Genomic DNA, 19,013 nt, shown 5'->3' with positions numbered 1-19,013 from the left:
GGTGTGCAGCCCGCTTGGACGGTCGATGTTGTTGACCTCAGGAGCCGTTCGCCCATGAGCAGTGTTACCGACCGCCTGATTCAGGGCAGCATGTGGCTGAGTCTGTCCCGCGCCATTGTCAACGGACTTTCGGCACTCAGCACCTTTGTGCTCGCATGGTATCTCGTGCCGGCTGATTTTGGTCTCGTCGCCATTGCAACGACGATCCAGGTCATCTTGAGTTCGGTCACCGAACTCTCGCTCAATCAGGCGCTTATCCGCCACGAATCTCCAAGCGAAACGCATTTCAGCGCGGTGTGGACGTTGAGCGTGACGAGAAGCGCGGTATTGGCGCTGCTGTTTGCCGCCGCCTCCTATCCGATCGCCGAATTCTATAACGAGCCGCGGCTGACGAGCGTGATGCTTGCCTTGAGTTTCAGCCTGCTGCTCAGCGGGCTAGCCAATCCGCGCCGTGTCATGCTCCAGCGTGACCTGATCTTCTGGCAGGAATTCGTCCTCAACGTCTCGCAAAAGCTGGTCGGATTTGTCGTCACGGTAGGAATCGCGGCCATCTATCACAGCTATTGGGCGCTCGTTATCGGCACCCTCGCCTATCAGGTGACCAATATTATCGTTTCCTATACCGTCCTGCCGTTCTGGCCTCGCATCACCTTCCGTCATGCACGCGAATTGTTTTCGTTCTCGGTGTGGCTGACGGCCGGACAGATCGTCAACACGCTGAACTGGCGCATCGAATATCTGCTGATCGGCAAGATGCTGGGCGCCACGCAGCTTGGCCATTATACGGTCGGCAACACCCTGTCGACGCTGCCGACGCGCGAGGCGACGGCACCGTTGAACCAGACGATTTACCCTGGCTTTTCGAAGGTCCGCAACGACCCGGTCCGCCTGATCGCGGCCTATCAGCGCGCCCAGGCGCTTTTGGCGGCGGTGGCGCTTCCGGCGGGAATCGGCATGGCCGTCGTGGCCGATCCAATGATGCGGCTTGCCCTGGGAGAGAAGTGGGTTCCCGCGATCTTCATCGTCCAGGCGCTCGCATCGGTCTTCGCCCTGCAGACCCTGGGTTCGCTCGTGCAGCCGCTGGGCATGGCAAAGGGCCATACCAAGATGCTGTTCATCCGCGACACGCAGATGCTGGTGGTTCGCGTTCCCATCATCATCGCTGGTCTCATGATGGCCGGGCTTCCCGGCGTCGTTTATGCGCGCGTGTTGACGGGCCTGATTTCCACCGTGGTCAACATGCTTCTCGTCAAGCGCTTGATCAACCTGCCATTCTTCCAACAGCTCGGCGCCAACTTCCGCGCGCTTGCCAGCGTTGCCTTGATGGCAGCCGGCGTCCTAGGATTGTCGCATTTCCTCAGCATGCCTACTGATAAGCTGGGCTTGACCCTTCATCTGGCCATTCTGCTCATCACCGGCGGCATCATCTATATCGGTTCCAGCTTTGTCCTTTGGCTCGCGATGAACAAGCCAAACGGGCCGGAAACCGAAGTTCAGCGTATCTTTGTCAAGTTCCTGTCAAAAGCCAAACGTATTGCCGTAGCCAAGTCGGCCTGAAGCTAAACGAACACAAACAAGAGAGGCAGAATGACCAGCCAATCCAGATCGGAGCTGATCGCAAAACTCAATGGCATGATCCATGATTGCCTGAAGGACTATGTCTCGCGCGACGAACCGCTTGCGATTCTCGATTTTCCCGACATCCGCAATTGCGGCGACTCGGCAATCTGGCTGGGTGAGATGGCCTATCTCAGGGATCGCTTCGGCAAGCGCCCGGACTATGTTTCCAGGCTGTACGACTTCTCTGCCGACGAACTGAAACGGCGGGTACCGACCGGCCCGATCTTCATTCACGGCGGCGGCAATTTCGGCGATATCTGGGTTGCCCACCAGGATTTTCGCGAAGCCATCATGGAGCGTTTTCCGGATCGGCAGATCATCCAGTTCCCGCAATCGATCCACTACAGCTCGTCTGAACGCATCGAGCAATCCAAACGGGCAATCGGGCGCCACAAGAATTTCGTGCTGCTTGTGCGCGACGAGGAATCGAAGGAGTTTTCCGAAAAACACTTCGACTGCGCCGTACGACTGTGCCCCGATATGGCTTTTGCCATCGGCCCGCTGCCGGAAAGGGCGACACAGATCCCCGTCCTCGCCATGTTGCGCGAGGATGCGGAACGGGTGGGCGGTACCGATCGCGAGATTCCTTCCGATATTCCTGTGGAAGACTGGATTACCGAGTCGAAACGGAAGGTCGATATCGCCAAGAGGTTGGGGGTAGCTTCGGCTTATCTCGCATTGAAGCCGAGCGAAGTTGCCTTGCGCAGGTTGGATGCTGCGGCACACAACCGCTTCGAGCGCGGCATCAGTCAGATTTCGCGCGCCCGCGCAATCGTGACCGATCGCCTGCACGTCCATATCTGCTCGCTGCTGCTCGGTCGCCCGCATGCCGTGCTTGATAACAGCTATGGAAAGATCCGCCGCTTCATGAATGCTTTCTCCGGCGGAACCGACCTTTCATATAAGGCAACCTCGCTCGAGGACGGAATCGAGTGGGCGCGTGGTCAGGCGTCCAAGGGGCGTGCCGATCAAAAAGAAGCTGTGAGCTTGCGGGCTTAAGGGGGTCATTCGATGCCACTTGTCACCTTCATTATCCCGGTCCGACATCAGGACAATGCCCGTGATTGGAGCAGGCTGAAGGCGAACCTCAGCCAGACCGTGACCTCCATTTCCAACCAGACCAATGGAGATTGGCGCGGAATCATCGTCGCAAACGAAGGGGCCGACTTGCCCGATTTGCCGGAGAAATTTTCCGCGGTGCGCGTCACCTTTCCGCCGAACGACCTGCATGAGCTCGGAAAGGGCAGCAAGGAAGACTTCCTTGATGCGTTCCGGGCAGACAAAGGCCGTCGCGTACTCAGTGGCATGTTGAACGCCACCGACAGTCGCTTCTTCATGATTGTCGATGACGATGACTTCGTCAGCTCCAGGATCGTTCAGCACGTATCCGATCATCGGGACGCCAACGGATGGACGATCGACCACGGTTACATCTGGGACGATGGCGGCAATTTCCTGTTTGGCCACGACGACTTCAGCCATCTCTGCGGTACCTCGTTGATCATTCGTGCCGATCTCTATGAACTGCCGGAACGCTTTGAGGATGCTTCGCTCGACTGGATCAAGTCGATGCTCGGCAGCCATGTCCGCATTGCGAACATCCTTGCCCAACGCGGAGCGCCGCTCACGAAGCTTCCCTTTCGTGGGGCGGTCTATCGGGTTGCCCATGGCGGATCGCATAGCCAGGCACCGAGCCTGCTACGACAGTATTTCCTGAATCGCGGCGTGCTGACCAAACCGCGGCGGTGGTTGCGCAATCTTCGTAAGCTGAGGGTACTCGGTGAAAGTCATAGGCGCGAGTTTTTCGGCAAGACGCGGTCAAACCCCGCGTAAGGAATCAGTCCCGTTCGAACATCGCACAGGCAGTCAAAATATGACGCTTTTCTCTTTCGACTTCACCAAGAGGGTTGGTAACTGATGTCGGATCTATTCGTCAGCGTGCTCTTTGCATCCTACAATGGCGCCAGCCGGCGGCTGCGCCACATGTTGGATTCCTTGGTGCGCCAGGAGCTTCCCCATGACCGATGGGAATTGATTGCTGTCGACAACAACAGCAATGACGGCACCTTTGATCTTTTGAAATCGTATAGCGAGACGCTTCCAATCACCATCCTGCAGCAGCGCAAGCCGGGGAAATCCGGCGCGCTGAATTTGGGTTTGGATCGGGTAAAGGGAGATCTCGTTGTCTTTACGGACGACGACATACGCGCCGAACCGAACTGGCTGAAAGCGATCGTTGATTGCGCCATCGCTCATCCGGCCTACGGCGTTTTCGGAGGCCGTATCGTCCCCGATTGGGAAAAAGAACCGAAGGGCCGCTTTATCGACTGGATTCCGATGGGATCCACCTTCGCGATCGTCGACGAAACGCAAAGCGGACCGTGTGATCCGACGAAAGTCTGGGGTCCGAACACGATCATTCGGCGGGATCTGCTTGGAACGAGCGTGCGCTACCGGGAAGATATCGGTCCTCTTCCCGGAAAGATGTTCGCCATGGGTGAAGATGCGGAGATCATCATTCGCCTGGCGGCAAATGGCGCCAAATCCTATCGATGCGCCGAAGCCGTGGTCCATCACTGGATTCCGGCATCAAGTGTCACCGAGGATTGGGTACAGAAACGGGGCGAACGGCTCGGCTACGGCATGCCGGCACTCTTCCCGGATGAGGTTCCCGAAGGGATGAGGCTAAGTGGCGTTCCGCTGCAAACCTGGGTCGAAAGCGCGCAATGGGCTTGTCGGGCAGCCACGCTTTATCTCCTGCCGCAATCGAAGAAGCGTTTCTGGGCCATCTGGAAATATTACTACATGCGTGGTTATCGCGCCGGAATTCGCAGATACGCGCCCCAGACGCTGGCGCGGTGATCGATTGGTCCAGGAGACGATAATTTGAAACTCTCGGTGCTGATCAACAATTTCAATTATGGGCAGTTTTTGCGCCCATGCATCGACAGCGTTCTGTCGCAGAGCTACCCTGATTTCGAAGTGGTGGTGGTCGACGACGGGTCGACGGACGATTCCCGCGAGATCCTTGCTTCCTACGGGAAACAGATCCGGACCGTATTGAAGGAAAACGGCGGCCAGGCCTCGAGCTTCAATGCAGGCTTCGCGGCGGCAAGCGGCGACATCATCTTTCTCCTCGATGCCGACGATGCGTTTTTGCCCGGCAAGCTCGCGCGGATCACCGAGATCTACGATCGCAACGAGATCGACTGGTGCTTCGACCGGGTGACGACCAATGAAGGCGACCAGCCTCCTGCAGAACTGCAGGTGACGCTGTTCGACAAGCGGGCAACGCTTGGCAAAGGTGGCTTCCCCTCTCTTCCCGTTCCGACATCGGGCTTGAGCTTCCGCCGCGACCTGCTGCGCCAGATCCTGCCGATGTCCGCGGCAGATGGCGTCGTGCTCAGCGACAACTATCTCAAATTCGCCGCTGCCTTTCTCGGCCGCGGCGCCATCGTCGAAACGCCTCTGACATTCCAGCGCATTCATGCGTCGAACCGCTACACGGGCACAAGCAGGGCAAAAACGCTACGCCCGCAGATCATGATCGCGACCGGGCTGGAACTGGCGCGTCGCTATGATGGGCTGCAGGCGCTCGGCAAGAGCCTGGTCGCCGGCGGCATTGCCGAAACGACTTCGCTGCTGAAGCTTCGCAGCGAAGCGCGCAACACGCTGGCCGGCGGTCCGTTCGGCGAGGATGCCGCAACCCAAGTGGCCTTGATGGCCGCGCGCAAGCGCTTGGGAAATATGCTGCGGAGAGGACGGTCATGAACCAGCAAGAAACCTTCCCGCATTCTTCCGTCGGCGCCGGTCAGGCAGGTGTTTCGCCGTTGAAGATCGCCGTCGGCGTGCTGACCTATCGGCGCCTGGACGGGATCGCCAAGCTGCTCGACGTGATGACGCGCCAGGTCAGGCATCCAGATCGTCCCTATCATCTCACCATGGTGATCGTCGACAATGATGCGACCGGCAGCGCAAAGGCGACAGTGGAGGGCTTTGGCCAGACAGGCGCCTACGACCTGATCTATGTCGTGGAACCGAACCAGGGCATACCCTTTGCGCGCAATCGCGCGCTGGATTCGGCGCCTCCCGGCACCGACCTCTTCTGCTTTCTCGATGATGACGAATGGCCGGTCGACGGCTGGCTGGACGCGATGCTGGAGACCCGGGAGAAAAACCGCGCAGATTGCGTCTACGGTCCCGTCCAACCGGTCTATCCCGAAAACCCGCCGGAATATTTCATCAGGGCGAGGGTGTTCGAGCGCAAGAAGAACACCGACGGTCAACGCATTTCCTATGCGGCCTCGAACAACGTCATGTTCGACTATCCGCTGATCCGCTCATGGAACCTGCGTTTTGAAGAGAAGATGCGCTTTACCGGGGGCACGGACTACCTTTTCTTCAACCAGGCCATCCGCCGGGGCATGCAGGTTTTCTGGGCTGACAAGGCACTTGTCTACGACATCGTGCCTGCGAACCGGATGACCTGGAAATGGGTGTTGCAAAGACAATACCGGCTCGGCAATACCTTCGCAGTCAGCGAAGTCCTGCACGGCAACCTGAAGCGCCGGATCTACCGCGCGGCCTATGGCGCCACGAGAGTCGTGCTTGGGTTGGTCATGCTGCCGGCGATCCTGATTTCACCTTATTGGGGCATGCGTGCCCTCACCCATGTTCTGCGCGGCGCGGGCATGGTTAACGGGATTCTCGGACATGCATATCAGGAATATAGGCCCAATGCCGCTCACTGATATCGTTTGCGGGGCGCGCTCGGACGAGTTTGGCCGTTATTCTGTTTCAGACGAAAACGTCATGCCTAATTGGCTGTTTATCAACTTCAAGGCTTCAACCGACCGGGCCAAAAATGGTACACTTCCGTTGAACGATCGTGACACCACCGCTGTTCGAACGGAATGGTTTTTTCGCTTTTATCATCGGTCAAATATAGGAGATGCCTGTCTATGACTGAGAAAAAATTGAAGGTTCTCGCAGCCTCGTCAGGAGGTGGCCACTGGGAGCAGCTGATGGCGATGCGCAGCGCATTCGAGGGCTGCGATATCATCTTTGCAACGACCATCCCAGGGCTGCTTGCCAAATACGACATTCGTGACGGTCTGGTGCTTCCCGATTGCAGCCGCGACTCGATTCCCATGTCGATCCGGTGCTTTTTCAGCGCCTTCTCGATCGTCCTCCGGCACAGGCCAGACGTCGTCATCTCCACTGGCGCCGCGCCCGGACTTTTTTGCCTGCTAGCCGGCAAATTGACAGGCAAGCGAACGATCTGGATCGACAGCGTCGCCAATGTCGAGAAGCTTTCCCTATCGGGTAAATTGGCCGGCCATATTGCGACACTCTGGCTCACGCAATGGCAGCATCTTTCACGGCCGGATGGCCCCCACTACGCAGGAGCTGTGCTTTGATCCTTGTCACCGTCGGAACGCAGTTGCCATTCGATCGCCTCGTCAAGGCTGTCGACACCTTCGCAAAGGATTTGTCCAAACCGGTTCTGGCACAGATCGGCAGGGGCAGCTACACGCCACAGAACATGAAGTGGATCAAGAATATCGAGCCGCAGGACTTCGACAGAGTCTTTCGCGATGCAACCATCATCGTTTCTCATGCCGGGATCGGCACCGTTCTGACGGCCAAGCGTTTTGGGAAACCGATCATTCTCGTCCCCCGGAAAGCGGCTCTCGGCGAGCACCGAAACGATCACCAGCTTGCCACGGTGAGCCAGCTTGCGGGCCGGCCGGGAATCTACGTCGCGCATAGCGATGACGATCTCAGAAACTATCTCCTCGAAGACCTGGATAGTCCGTCTCACGAAGACCCCTCGGAAGCCGGTCGGGCTTCGCTGGTCAGCTACCTGAAAAACTATATCGCAACGGCCTGAACCCGGCTGCAGTCACCGACGGTGACGGGCAAGTGAGGAATTTTCATTCTCCGCAGTTGTTGCCAGCGATATGTTTGACAAGTTCAGGCGCGATGATCCTGGACGCGATGTCGGGCAGAGGATGCGAGCCATCAGGAATCGCCGCGGCCAAGTCATCCGGCGCAAGACGCTGCCAGTTGGGCCGGTGGTCGACAAACTCCAGACCCCGTTTTTGCGCCTCCGCCTGATGAACCGAAATGTAACTATCCACAAAGGGGCGGATCAGCCCACGTAATCCTGAAAACGGATTCATCGCCATGACGATGATCCGAGCTTGCGGCAGGCGCTGCCGAAGCTGGTCGAGAATGTCGCCGATATTCTTTCGGCTTTGTGCGAGCGACACGAACCGCTGCAATGCCGCATCATTGGCATAAAACTCGATGAGGATGATATCCGGCTGCTCGGCAACGACGCGATCAACTTGGGTAAGAGCCCATAGCGACGTCTCGCCGCTCTTTGCAACGCTGTCGACCTTCACGGGCCGGCGCAGACAGGCTGCAAGCTCGGCCTCCAAGGCGGGCTGCCATCCCCCGCGGGCCGTCAAGGATGTTCCGAAAGCCACTATTTTCAACGGCGCAAGACCCTCGGCATAACTGTTCCTGGTGATTGAAAACATCCCGAGGCAAGCCAAAAGCAAAACCAGCCCAGAAGCCCGTCGTCTCCGAATTCGCACTGTTCGCCAAAGCCGCAAACCAATCATCGGGAGACCCTGCAGCTGGCTTGAGACAAATTCGTGAAATGGCCGCTCATGCCTGTTCGATCGTGGCAAAATAACCAAACCCAAGCCTCGAGCATGTTCCGCAGAACTGTGCAGCGGTTACGATATCGACATGCATTAACATAAAGCGCGTCGCGAATCTGAAAGATTCGCGACGCGCTTTAGCGGATGACAACGGCTACTTTGAAACGTTGGCGTTCTTGGCGATCCGATACGACCGCCAATCACTCCTCACGAAATACGTGCTGCATCTGATCGGTCAGCGGCTTCGTGAGATAGGAGATAACCGTCCTGTCGCCGATCTTGATAAAGACTTCAGCCGGCATGCCGGGATAGAGCTTTATTGACTTCAGCTTCGCGATGCTCGCAGCCTCCGGCTTGACGCGAAGAGGATAGTAGCTGATGCCGGTCCGTTCATCCTTGACGATATCAGGCGCAATGGAGGTGATCTCGCCACGCACATCGGGCGTCGTGCGCTGATCAAAGGCGCTGAATCGCACATCGACGAATTGGCCGACGTGAACCTGATCGATATCGCGAGTAGCGACTTTCGCCTCAACCGTAAGGTCGTCATTTTCAGGGACGACGAGCATCAGCGTCTGGCCCGGATCGATGACGCCATTGACCGTGTGGACCGAAAGTTCGTGAACCCGCCCGCTCAGCGGCGCGGTAATGTCGAGACGGCGGAGTTGGTCGACCGCGGCCCCACGGCGCTCTTCATTTTCGGCTATCTTCGCCTCGACGTCGGTCAGATCCTTTGCGATCTCCGAACGACGATCCTCGTCCAGCTGAATCGACTGACGATCGATCTCGATCGCCTTGCCTTCGGCTTCCGCCTTTGCGGCAATTTCCTGGCCACTATTGCCCTGGAGATCGGCGCGCGCGCGCTTGAGCTGATTCAAACGCTGAAGCGTTACGAGCCCCTTCTTGTAGAGAGTGTCGACTCCTTCGAGCTCCTCTTCGATCAAACCCAGGGAATCGTTGGTGGCATTGATCTGAACGACCAACCCTTTGACCTGCTCGGCCAGCTGATCCTTGCGCGACGCCAACTGGCTCTTCATTCCGATAAGCGCCGACCTGCGGCTGTCGAACAGTTTCCGCTCGCCATCGAGAAGATCCTGCGCGGCTGTGCCGGATGATGTGAGATCGCTGATGTTCTCCTGAACCTCGAACGAATCGGCACCGATCCGTTCCGCCTTCAGACGGGCGCGGCGCGCATAGAGCTGGGCGAGCGTGCTTTCGACGATCGAAAGGTTCGCTCTCGTCGACGTTCCATCGAGCCGTATCAGGACCTGCCCGGCCGACACGTGGTCATTTTCGGAGACCAGAAGTTCCGACACGATGCCGCCAGTCAGATGCTGGATTTTCTTGACATCGCCGTTGACGACAACCACGCCCTCGCCGATGACTGCGCTCGAAAGCTCTGTCGTCGCCGCCCAACCGCCAATGCCGCAAACGAGGGCTATCGACAATGCGCCGACAACCGCGACATGGCGATTAAGAGAACGCCTGGATTCACTGATAAGCTTAGTCACAATCTTCCCTCCGGCCTATTCGGCCGCATTCATGCCGTCGACGACGACTTTGAGCTGAGCCACGCGCTCGGCAATCGGCGTGCGCGCCGTTTCCGGTCGGCTAACCCGCGCCATAACTTCCTCTTTGGGACCGAATGCGATCATCCGGCCGTCCTGCATCATCAGCACGAAGTCGCACACCGCCAGAACGCCGGATCGATGCGCGATGACGACGACGATGCCGCCGCGTGCACGCACGCTCATGATCGCGGCACTCAGCGCCCGCTCGCCTTCCTCGTCGAGATTGGAGTTGGGTTCGTCGAGCACGACGAGGAATGGTTCACCGTAAAGGGCTCTTGCAAGTGCGATACGCTGCCTCTGGCCGGCGGAAAGCGCAGCACCGCCTTCGCCGATCTCGGTTTCATAACCGTTCGGCAGACGAAGAATGAGATCGTGAACACGCGCCGCCCGCGCCGCGGCTACCACCGCCTCAGGCGACATTTCCTTCGCAAAACGGCAGATATTCTGCGCGACGGTTCCTGAGAAAAGCTCCACGTCCTGTGGGAGATAACCGATATGCCGGCCAAGTGCGTCGCCATCCCATTGGTCGAGTGCTGCGCCATCGAGACGAATGGATCCTCTGACGGTCGGCCAAATCCCCATCATCGCCCGAGCCAGGGACGACTTGCCCGAGGCGCTGTAACCGATGATCCCAAGCGCGCTTCCTGCCCTCAGGCCGAAGCTGACATCGGAAATGACGAGGCGCTGGCCCGCCGGCGGCCCGCTTGCCACCCCCTCGACCGTGACCTGCTTGGTCGGAGCCGCAAGCGCAAGCGGAGTCGGAATCTCCGGAATTGTCTTCAACAGGTTCGACAGCCGCGCCCAACTCTGCTGGGCGGAAACGAAACCGCGCCAATTTCCGATCGCCGCTTCCACAGGCGCCAGAGCCCGAGACGTCAGGATCGAACCCGCAATGATAATGCCCGAGGACGCCTGCCCCTGGATGACCAGGATCGCGCCGGTCGCCAGCGTTCCCGATTGCAGGGCAATACGGAAAATCTTCGACAGCGTCGCATAGCCGTTGCCGACATCCGAAGCTTGCCGGGTGATGCTGCGATATTCCGCGTTTTTGCGATCCCAGATTTCACCCATGGTGCCGGCCATGCCCATGGCATGAATGACCTCCGAGTTACGGATCGAGCTCTGCGCAAAGGCATTGCGCATATTGGCGGCTTCGGATTGCTGTTTTGAGAGCGTGCGCGTTCCCTGGTTGGTCATGAACGTCAGGATGGCGAGAACCAGCGATCCGCCGATCGCGATATATCCGATCGCCGGATGGAACAGGAAACAGATCACAATATAGAACGGAAGCCAGGGCAGATCGAACATCGCCGTCGGGCCCATGCCGGACAGGAAGGTTCTGATCTGGTCAAAATCGCGCAATGGCTGAAGCCCGTCCCCGCCGATTTTGACCTTCAACGGTGCCTTGATGAGCGCCCGGAACACACGTCCGTTGGTCATCTCGTCGAGCGCGCCGGCAACGCGCACCAACATCCTGCTGCGCAGGACTTCGAACGCCCCCTGAAAAGCGTAGAGAAAGAGCGCAAGTATTGCCAAAGCCGCCAGCGTCGGTATGCTTTTGCTGGGTATGACGCGGTCATATACCTCAAGCATAAAGAACGAACTTGTAAGATAAAGGATGTTGACAAGCGCGCTTGCTATACCAATGAAGACAAGCCCTCCCTTGCATTTCCGCAAGGCTTTGGACGGCTCGTTGACATCCGCTGCTGAACTCTGAAACACGAAATAATCCCTCTCTTACTGCATCGCACACAAGCAAATATGCGAGCGCGCACCGCAGCTACGGGTCCATCAAGCCCGATCAATCACACGACTGCCTTTGGATCCCGGCGTCGGCGCCGAACTCCGCTTGCAAGCCCATAGCTTATTGCATGAATCCAACCGAAAAGTGACCAAATATTCCAATTTATAGCGAGCGATTTCAGGGATTCTAGCCTAACGCTACGCTAAATACACCGGCCGAAGCAAGTGAAAATCGCAAACCGCCCAATAACGGCTCAGAAAGATGAACGTGTCGCGCGCATAGACCGGATGTTTACTAGGCTATTAACTATAAATTCGACCTATAGTTTATTCTTCTGATGAACGGCGGAAATCTTTTGTCATCGACTAGCTCCCCGGTCCCGACCCCCGACATCAATTCATGATCGGGCCTTCAAGCCGGGAACGGTCGGCCGGCCGAAGACGACCGACACTCTCTGGCATTGGCGGGACTCAGACCAGCAGGTGCGAAGCCTGGCTGCTATGGAACGCGTCCACATTGATGCCAACGCTCAACGAGTCCGTATCGATGTGCGACGCACCATCTGAAATCTTGTACTGGAAGGATTCGCTGACTTTTCCGCTAAGGCCGGCGAGTTTAGCGGCATCGACCGTATAGGTATAGTCGCCATCGCTGTCGACATGGATGACGCCGTATTTCCCGGTCAGCGTCAGGCCATGCTTGTCCACCGCGCTGTCACCGAAACGCCGCAGCAGCACGGTCCCGTTGACGGCACTGTCGTTCTCAAGGAGATTGCCGTGATAGGCGCTGCCGGTGTCGGCCGAGATCTTCAGGCTGTCATGGACCGCGACAATCTTCGGAACGACGGCCGCAGCCACCGTGGCGGTAGGCGTTTCGGTCGTAGCCGGCGGGGTGCTTGTCTGCGGCTGCGCCGGCGCTTCCACATGCTGCTCGACGACGGGCACTGCGGGCGTCTGCTCATTGTTCGATGACGTATCGCTGCTTGTGCTGCCAGCGGCGCTGTCGAGTTCGGCCTGCGCTTGTTCGAGCGTTTTGTTTTCGCCGATCGAGAACGTGTTCTGAGCAGCAATTGCTGCCGGCATCGTCAGCGTCGAGACCAAGCTGTCGATGATATTGTCATAGAAGGACCCTGATGCAGGCCTGTCAACCTTCAGCGCTGACGAAGACAGGTCGTCAAAGACATTGTCATGGATATCGATGTTCTCACGGATATAGCTGGGATTGCCAGCGGCGCTGACGAGGACGCCATACACGCCACCATGTACATAATTTCCGCTGATATCATAGTTCTTGGCGTCACCCTGATCGCCAAGGCCGATGCCGTAGGACCAGCTATAACCGCCGTATCCCGAGATATCATTGTCATGGATGGCGATGTTCGTGCCTGCCTGAGCACTCAACCCAAAGCCGCCTCCGACCAGCGTGTTGCCCTCGACCACGGCATTTACAGCCCGAACCAGCACAAGGACACCCTTGGCGCTGTTGGTCTCCGTCTGCTCCAGATGATTGTCCTTGACCAGGATATTGCTGCTGTTGTTGAGTTGGATGGCGTCTGCTGCTGCACCCTGGCTGTTGGTGACGGTATTGTTGATCAGGGTGACACCGTTGACCTTGTCCATCCAAATGCCATCGGCATGTACGCCGGTCAGGGTGCTGTTCTCAATCGTGATGTTTTGGCTGCTTTGGAAGCTGATCGAGCCGGGCTTTCCAGAAAGGCCCGTATTGGTCACCTCGACGTTGCGCACCGTCCAGTTCGACACATTCCCTGCATATATCGCATTGGCGCCGGTATCGGCGATCTTGATATTCTCGATGACGATATTCGAAGCCTTGGAACCGTGGATGCCATCATTGCTGCTGTGAATGACCGGCGCATCGCCGATACCGTAGCTGCCGATCGTGATCGGAGCGGTAATGCTGCCTGAATATTTCAGGTCGAACTGTTCATTGAATACGCTTCCGGCAGCAAGCAGCACGCTGTCGCCGGGGTTCAGCCTCAAGGATTCGACGGCAGATAACGTCGCAAAAGCTGAACTCTCGCTGGTTCCGCTATTGTGGTCGGACCCTGTTGCTGAATTCACGTAATAGACGGTCATGCTGCGATCTCCCAAAGGTATTGGAAAATCTTTTAATCGCGCATCTCTCTCTGCCTGCTAAAATGAAACACTAAAATGCGTGACATCTCGCAATAATTCTTACGCCTTCCACATAAACATCTTTATGTATTGAATATATCGCGTTGCAACAAAGGTGCACCGCACAATTGCGAGATCCGTTACCTCACACCTGTAGAGGATGTAAGTCTATCTTCAAGGTCACTCGGCAGAATTTCGATCAGCAAGAAACGTTACTTGGTAAACATATGTGACAAGGAAATGACATCAGTTACTTCGGCGGATCGAAAGCGCCAAGCTGAGGCTAGTCGAACAAGATCGAACCGCCACATCGATAATCCGAAGTGGTTATATCGAAATTTCATCTGCGCATCAGCCTGGATTCGTATTCTTATAAATTGCTTTTGAATAAAGATTCTTACACCCTGAAGAAATATGAATTCATGTCTACACATCGGCGTTTTCACTTATTATTAATGAAATAATAACCAGGCGTTTCATCGTCTTGTGCACATTGTACGTGTGTCATTATTACACGATACACCCGAAAATGTTCATCTCCTGTTAATTACGCCCTTGACTCTGTGTATTAAGATATCCTTAATCGAGCCGCTCGCTAAAGGTCAGAATTGACCAGTGAAGAACAATTCAAGGAGAGACATTAATGGCCATTCATGCAACCGATGATACTGCAACATTCTTGGAAACTGACGCCATCTCGGGGAATTTGCTTGCCAACGATACCTCCGACGGCAACCTGTTCCTTCGCTTCTTCGACCAGCAAAGCGTTGGCGCCAAGCAAGGCAACAGCCAGGTCACCGAAATCCAGGGCGACTACGGCACCTTCTTCGTCAAGCCGGACGGCAGCTACACCTATGTCCTGAGCGACGCTGCCAAGGTCAACTTCACCAATGGTGAACTGCTTCAGGAGAAGGTCTCCTACAAGATTTCCGACGGAGCAGGTCATACCGACGTCGGCCTGTTTACCCTGAATATTCAGGGCGTAACCCAGGTGAAGCCGATCGCCGTCGACGACCACTACAGCTTCAACGAAGGCAGCGCCATCGGCGGCAACGTTCTGGACAACGACATTGCCGGCGACAATGGTCATCTCTTTCTTCGCCAGTTTGCCGGCACGAACGTTAGCGGCAGCCCGAGCGCAACGACTGACGTCGCCGGCACCTATGGCACGTTCCATGTCAAGGCGGACGGCAGCTTCACTTATGATCTGGCTGCAGATATCGCCCCCGGCGATCACGTCACGGAAACCATCCAGTATTACAAGATCTCCGACGGCGAAGGCCACACCGATGTCGGCGTTCTGACGCTGAATATCACGGGCACGGATTTTGTTTCGGGCGTCAGCGTCTGATCGTCAATAAAGCAATCCAATGAGCAACGCCCCCCTAAGCGGCGGGCGTTGCTGCCCGTAAACACTTGGTCCAAAGCCGACGTGCATCTGGAACTGTTCTCGGAAAAACTGCCGGCGGATTACTTGCGGCAGCGTTGCCGAAATCGCGCTGTCGCTCCATTACCGACGGCTGCCCAGGTTCGATCGAAGACAGGGCGGAGTTGCGGGCTGATCTCTTTTATGGTGGCGTTGACCCGGCAACGATCGCCCCGTTTCAGCATCGTCATAAGATCGCTATCGAGGGCACTCTTTGCCGCCAAAAGCGTCGCATCGGTAAAATCGTTCCAGAAATAGAACCGGGTTAGAATCATCGACTCGTCGTGAGGCGCGAGAGCGACCGAACGCTTCATCATTCCCGCAAGCGAAAGCGGCTCTTCGGCGATGATCGACTGCACGGCCGCAAGACGAAGCCAAAAATTGCTGTTCGTCGGCATGCACGAAAGCGCATACCGCAGGTATCGGTCCGCACTCGACGCCGCAGCGGCCCAGGCGTCGTAGTTGACATTAACGTTCTGGCGGTCAAGTTGCGCCAGAACAAGGGTCACGCCAGCAGCCACAATGTCGGATCGGCAGTAATGCTCGTCAACCACCTCGGCACTGCGTGACGCATATCTGGTCACGACATCGTCACTTACGGTGTCGCCGTGCTCGATCCTTTCGGCGACGATCGAGATGCTGGCCGTTCTGATCGAAGCGTAGAGCTCCCGACCGGCCAGCATCACAAAGACGACGGTGACGATGATGAAAGCGATCCTGCTGACCGAAACGAACTGACTGCGGATCATCAGCTTTCGGTATAGTATCGCGAATAACGCTTATAATAATATTCGCTCGAACCGAATGTCCGGTAAAGTTTCATCTGCGACGGGTCGACCTTGGTCAATATGGTGCCGACGCACTTCGCGTAGAGTTCCGGCTCGGACAGCAGGGTCGACTGCACGACCTTGCGCGACGTCTTGCCCCACTCGATAACGAAAACCACCGCATCGAGCTTCGAATTGATTGCGCGCGCATCCACAACCGGCGCGAGGGGTGGAAGGTCAACGATAATATAGTCGAAGCTTTGACGCGCCGTTTCAAGAAGCTGATCCATGCCGCGTGACGCAAGCAGTTCCGACGAGTGCGGAACACGATACCGTGCCACCGTCGGCAAAAATGCAAGCTTAGTTTTCGGATCGAGAAGGATCAGATCCTTGAGCGGACGACCATCGACGATCGCCTCGAGCAAGCCGGCCTCGGCATGGCGGCCGATCGCCCGGGTGGCGCCGGGATTGCGCATGTCGCCATCGATAAGCAAGCAACGCGCACCCTGCATTGCCAGAAGCTTGGCAAAATTGATGGATGTCGTCGACTTACCCTCGCCGGGCAAGCTCGACACGACGCCGATGACCTTGCAGCGCTGATCGGCTGCACTGAGGTCGATGGCAATCTTGGCGCTTCGAAGCGTCTCGGCAAATGCCGAAAGCGGATGCTCCTCGACATAGGTCGTGGTCTTCCCGCCCCTGGCGATGCTGCGTGGATTGCTGGGATCAACGAGCGTCGGATCCTCGACGTTATTTTCAACCAGCGGCATGACGCCGAGAGACTCGACGTCGAGGACCTCGCGGACATCATCGCCGGTGCGGAAGAACCGATCCCGGAATTCGCGGAAAGCGCCTATGCCGCTTCCGACTGCACATCCCAGGAACATCGCAAAAGCGACGACCAGGGCGCGCTTCGGAGCACTCGGCTTCGTCGGGGTCTCCGCCGTCGTGATGATGCGTGCGGCGGTGATCGGAAAGCTCTGCTGCTGAATGGCTTCCTGGTAACGCGTCAGGAAGCTCTGGTAGAGGTTCTTGTAGGTATCGCGCGTACGCTCGAGTTCGCGAAGCTGCACCTGCGTTTCGCCGGCGCTTGCGGCAATGCCCGTCGCCTGTGTCACACTGTCGCGCAAGGAATTTTCGCGCGATTTCGCGACCTGCAGTTCGCTTTGGTAGCTCTCGGCGATGCGGTTCAACTCATCGAACATGAGCCGTTTATATTCTTCCATTTCCGCACGAAGCCGAACAGCCTGGACGTGATCGGGACCGAGCCGCGCTTCAATTTCGGTCTCGAGCTTGGAAGCCTCCAGATATTTCTTGCGCAGGTCGTTCGAAATCGAGCTGTCGAGCACATCCGTGACGATCGCATCGGTCTGCTTGGCATCGATGATCGACTTGACGCGGGCATATTTCGCCTCGGCCTTTGCCGTCTCGGCCTGTGCATTGATCAATTGAGTGTTGATCTCGGAAAGCTGCTGCTCGCTGATCAGTGTACCGGAGCCGGCCTCGACAAGCCCATGCTCGCTGCGGAATTTCTGAACCGCAAGGTCGGTGTCCAGCGCTTGCTGACGCAGCTCTTCGATACGCTCCTGCAGCCACTCGCCGGCCCGGCGTGTCGCCTCATATTTCGAATTGAGCTTGTCAACCAGATAGACGTCGGCGATGGCAGCCGCGATATCACGCGCCAGATCCGGCGACTGCGAGGTATAGCTGACATCGAGCACATAGGATTTGCCCACGCGTTCGACATCGATATTGCCTGCGACGGTCTCCGCAGCGCTTCGCCGCTTCATTTCCGGATCGGGTGCGACGACTGCGTCATCGGCAAACCATGACCGGAAATTCACAAAGGATTTCAGCGTCGAGACGGAAAAAAGCGAGCTTTTCGGCGCCATGAACACCGGATTGTCGACGAGTTTCAGTTTGTCGACGACGGCATAGGCGATCGTGTCGGACTTCAACAACTCGACCTGACTGAGGACAGTCCCTTCGTCATCGTCCATCTGACCGAAAGCGGCCAGCTGGTTGATCACCTGGTTGTCGCTGCGGTCGATCAGCACGCTTGTATCGGCAGTGTAGACCGGCACCGAGGTCAGCACATAGACAATGCCGAGAATGGCGAAGGCGAAACCACACGCCGCAACCATCCGCCACTGTCGGCGGGCAATTGCGATGAGCTTATCGAAATCGATGAAGTCAGCTTCGTTTCCGGTATCGCGGGAGGGGTCGATACGTGGCGTAAGTTTATCTGGCGATAGCAATTTCGATCTCCAACAAAGGCGTCAAGCGCTAAGATCTAAGGGCAATTCCAGCTATTGTATGACCGGCACACTCTGACTCGTCGACTGCGTCGTATCGGTAGACGACTGCCCTCCCGAGCCTGTGCTAACGATTATAGTCGCGGTCGTAGTCGTTGTCGTTGAACTCGAATCCGAGTCCGAGCCGGCATTCGAAACCTGCAGCGTACCGGCAGTCGTCGCGGCACCCTCGAAGGGCGTGCCATCATCGGCACCCGGCCCCGTCCGGCCGATCGACCCATTGTTGCCGATGCCAGATGCGGCGGCTGCCGCACTTCCACCCGGGCCGAGCGCCGCGGTTCCACCTTCGGCGAGAACCTTCGCAAAAGCGGCAAGGAGCGGCGCAAGATTTGGATCAGCGCTCGCCGCCTCGGCGACGGCCTTTTCGATGGCCAGCTTGAATTGCGGATCCGTTACCTGGCAGCTGTTTGCGGCCCTCCCAAGACCGGCACCGATAGCAGCCATCTGTGCGGCATCGGCCTTCTTGGCCTGCTCGATCACCGGCGACAGCGCGTCATTGCTGCTCCCTACCAGCGCGCGGACGTGCGACGACAGAACCAGCGGATCGGACATTTCAAGGAGAGCGGCGGGGTTGGCTGTAAATCCACTGATATCGACGGAACTCAGATTTGAAAGCCGCACGCAAGCTGCCGCAAAAGCGCTTGAGTTCATGCCGACAACCGTGGTGACGACAATTCCGCTATACGCAAGCTTACGATAAACACCTGACCTTGCCACAACCATCGTCCTTCATCAAATCGCTATATAGGCCGCCGGCATTG

The 19,013-nt window shown here is 57.2% G+C and carries 17 protein-coding genes; 10 read left to right on the top strand and 7 right to left on the bottom strand.

The features are described from left to right. Positions 1–54: 54 nt before the first annotated feature. The 9 genes from FHX10_RS00955 to FHX10_RS00915 all read left to right on the top strand — a co-directional run bounded on the left by FHX10_RS00955 (position 55) and on the right by FHX10_RS00915 (position 7,513). Positions 55–1,557: a lipopolysaccharide biosynthesis protein gene (locus tag FHX10_RS00955; RefSeq protein ID WP_028758138.1), complete on the top strand. Its 1,503-nt coding sequence runs from the start codon at positions 55–57 to the stop codon at positions 1,555–1,557. 30 nt (positions 1,558–1,587) lie between these two features. Then, the gene (locus FHX10_RS00950) at positions 1,588–2,619 is read left to right on the top strand and encodes a polysaccharide pyruvyl transferase family protein (protein WP_063474432.1); all 1,032 of its coding nucleotides are present in this window, start codon (positions 1,588–1,590) and stop codon (positions 2,617–2,619) included. 12 nt (positions 2,620–2,631) lie between these two features. After that, positions 2,632–3,453: a galactosyl transferase gene (locus FHX10_RS00945; RefSeq protein WP_028758140.1), complete on the top strand. Its 822-nt coding sequence runs from the start codon at positions 2,632–2,634 to the stop codon at positions 3,451–3,453. Positions 3,454–3,537: 84 nt separating this feature from the next. Beyond that, on the top strand, positions 3,538–4,482 hold the full coding sequence (locus FHX10_RS00940) for a glycosyltransferase (protein WP_028758141.1): 945 nt from the start codon (positions 3,538–3,540) through the stop codon (positions 4,480–4,482). Positions 4,483–4,506: 24 nt separating this feature from the next. Continuing rightward, entirely contained in the window at positions 4,507–5,391 is an 885-nt protein-coding gene (locus tag FHX10_RS00935; protein WP_063474431.1) for a glycosyltransferase family 2 protein, read from the top strand. Continuing rightward, positions 5,388–6,371, top strand: a complete 984-nt coding sequence (locus tag FHX10_RS00930) for a glycosyltransferase (protein WP_028758143.1) — start codon at positions 5,388–5,390, stop codon at positions 6,369–6,371. Before FHX10_RS00935 ends, FHX10_RS00930 begins: the two co-directional genes overlap by 4 nt. Beyond that, a complete protein-coding gene (locus tag FHX10_RS00925) occupies positions 6,358–6,585 on the top strand; it encodes a hypothetical protein (RefSeq protein WP_125853694.1) in 228 nt (75 codons plus the stop codon). Before FHX10_RS00930 ends, FHX10_RS00925 begins: the two co-directional genes overlap by 14 nt. Further along, complete coding sequence (locus FHX10_RS00920) at positions 6,582–7,040, top strand: glucuronosyltransferase (RefSeq protein WP_025554622.1); 459 nt, start codon at positions 6,582–6,584, stop codon at positions 7,038–7,040. Before FHX10_RS00925 ends, FHX10_RS00920 begins: the two co-directional genes overlap by 4 nt. After that, a complete protein-coding gene (locus FHX10_RS00915) occupies positions 7,037–7,513 on the top strand; it encodes a glycosyltransferase (RefSeq protein ID WP_025554624.1) in 477 nt (158 codons plus the stop codon). The genes FHX10_RS00920 and FHX10_RS00915 overlap by 4 nt, the downstream gene beginning before the upstream one ends. 43 nt (positions 7,514–7,556) lie before the next feature. Here the strand turns inward: FHX10_RS00915 and FHX10_RS00910 are convergent, their stop codons facing one another. From FHX10_RS00910 to FHX10_RS00895, 4 genes are all read right to left on the bottom strand, one after another. Continuing rightward, the gene (locus FHX10_RS00910) at positions 7,557–8,252 is read right to left on the bottom strand and encodes an SGNH/GDSL hydrolase family protein (protein WP_063474430.1); all 696 of its coding nucleotides are present in this window, start codon (positions 8,250–8,252) and stop codon (positions 7,557–7,559) included. Between the two features lie 242 nt (positions 8,253–8,494). Continuing rightward, the gene (locus FHX10_RS00905) at positions 8,495–9,805 is read right to left on the bottom strand and encodes an HlyD family type I secretion periplasmic adaptor subunit (RefSeq protein WP_025554628.1); all 1,311 of its coding nucleotides are present in this window, start codon (positions 9,803–9,805) and stop codon (positions 8,495–8,497) included. 15 nt (positions 9,806–9,820) lie between these two features. After that, positions 9,821–11,587 carry a type I secretion system permease/ATPase gene (locus FHX10_RS00900; RefSeq protein WP_025554630.1) on the bottom strand — a complete coding sequence of 589 codons (1,767 nt, stop codon included), beginning with the start codon at positions 11,585–11,587 and terminating at the stop codon, positions 9,821–9,823. 492 nt (positions 11,588–12,079) lie between these two features. Further along, on the bottom strand, positions 12,080–13,705 hold the full coding sequence (locus FHX10_RS00895) for a right-handed parallel beta-helix repeat-containing protein (RefSeq protein ID WP_063474429.1): 1,626 nt from the start codon (positions 13,703–13,705) through the stop codon (positions 12,080–12,082). A gap of 682 nt (positions 13,706–14,387) precedes the next feature. Between FHX10_RS00895 and FHX10_RS00890 the strand changes: the two genes are divergently transcribed. Next, complete coding sequence (locus tag FHX10_RS00890; RefSeq protein WP_047611531.1) at positions 14,388–15,095, top strand: Ig-like domain-containing protein; 708 nt, start codon at positions 14,388–14,390, stop codon at positions 15,093–15,095. A 119-nt stretch (positions 15,096–15,214) separates the two neighbouring features. Here the strand turns inward: FHX10_RS00890 and FHX10_RS00885 are convergent, their stop codons facing one another. The 3 genes from FHX10_RS00885 to FHX10_RS00875 are packed head-to-tail and all read right to left on the bottom strand — an operon-like array spanning position 15,215 to position 18,975. Next, positions 15,215–15,919: a hypothetical protein gene (locus FHX10_RS00885; protein WP_063474428.1), complete on the bottom strand. Its 705-nt coding sequence runs from the start codon at positions 15,917–15,919 to the stop codon at positions 15,215–15,217. After that, positions 15,919–18,195 (bottom strand): polysaccharide biosynthesis tyrosine autokinase, encoded by a 2,277-nt coding sequence (locus FHX10_RS00880; protein WP_047611534.1) that lies wholly within the window; start codon positions 18,193–18,195, stop codon positions 15,919–15,921. The genes FHX10_RS00885 and FHX10_RS00880 overlap by 1 nt, the downstream gene beginning before the upstream one ends. 51 nt (positions 18,196–18,246) lie before the next feature. After that, entirely contained in the window at positions 18,247–18,975 is a 729-nt protein-coding gene (locus tag FHX10_RS00875; RefSeq protein WP_082008782.1) for a sugar transporter, read from the bottom strand. Positions 18,976–19,013: the final 38 nt, after the last annotated feature.

Source organism: Rhizobium sp. BK591 (assembly GCF_014195045.1).
In the GTDB taxonomy this organism is placed as follows: Bacteria; Pseudomonadota; Alphaproteobacteria; order Rhizobiales; family Rhizobiaceae; genus Rhizobium; species Rhizobium anhuiense.
Note: the sequence above shows the minus strand (reverse complement) of the source record. Positions and strands in the feature narration are given on the sequence as shown.

Coding starts and splice junctions, on each gene's coding strand:
- FHX10_RS00955 (WP_028758138.1), top strand. CDS start 55: ATGAGCAGTGTTACCGACCGCCTGATTCAGGGCAGCATGTGGCTGAGT.
- FHX10_RS00950 (WP_063474432.1), top strand. CDS start 1,588: ATGACCAGCCAATCCAGATCGGAGCTGATCGCAAAACTCAATGGCATG.
- FHX10_RS00945 (WP_028758140.1), top strand. CDS start 2,632: ATGCCACTTGTCACCTTCATTATCCCGGTCCGACATCAGGACAATGCC.
- FHX10_RS00940 (WP_028758141.1), top strand. CDS start 3,538: ATGTCGGATCTATTCGTCAGCGTGCTCTTTGCATCCTACAATGGCGCC.
- FHX10_RS00930 (WP_028758143.1), top strand. CDS start 5,388: ATGAACCAGCAAGAAACCTTCCCGCATTCTTCCGTCGGCGCCGGTCAG.
- FHX10_RS00925 (WP_125853694.1), top strand. CDS start 6,358: ATGCCGCTCACTGATATCGTTTGCGGGGCGCGCTCGGACGAGTTTGGC.
- FHX10_RS00920 (WP_025554622.1), top strand. CDS start 6,582: ATGACTGAGAAAAAATTGAAGGTTCTCGCAGCCTCGTCAGGAGGTGGC.
- FHX10_RS00910 (WP_063474430.1), bottom strand. CDS start 8,252: ATGATTGGTTTGCGGCTTTGGCGAACAGTGCGAATTCGGAGACGACGG.
- FHX10_RS00895 (WP_063474429.1), bottom strand. CDS start 13,705: ATGACCGTCTATTACGTGAATTCAGCAACAGGGTCCGACCACAATAGC.
- FHX10_RS00890 (WP_047611531.1), top strand. CDS start 14,388: ATGGCCATTCATGCAACCGATGATACTGCAACATTCTTGGAAACTGAC.
- FHX10_RS00885 (WP_063474428.1), bottom strand. CDS start 15,919: ATGATCCGCAGTCAGTTCGTTTCGGTCAGCAGGATCGCTTTCATCATC.
- FHX10_RS00875 (WP_082008782.1), bottom strand. CDS start 18,975: ATGGTTGTGGCAAGGTCAGGTGTTTATCGTAAGCTTGCGTATAGCGGA.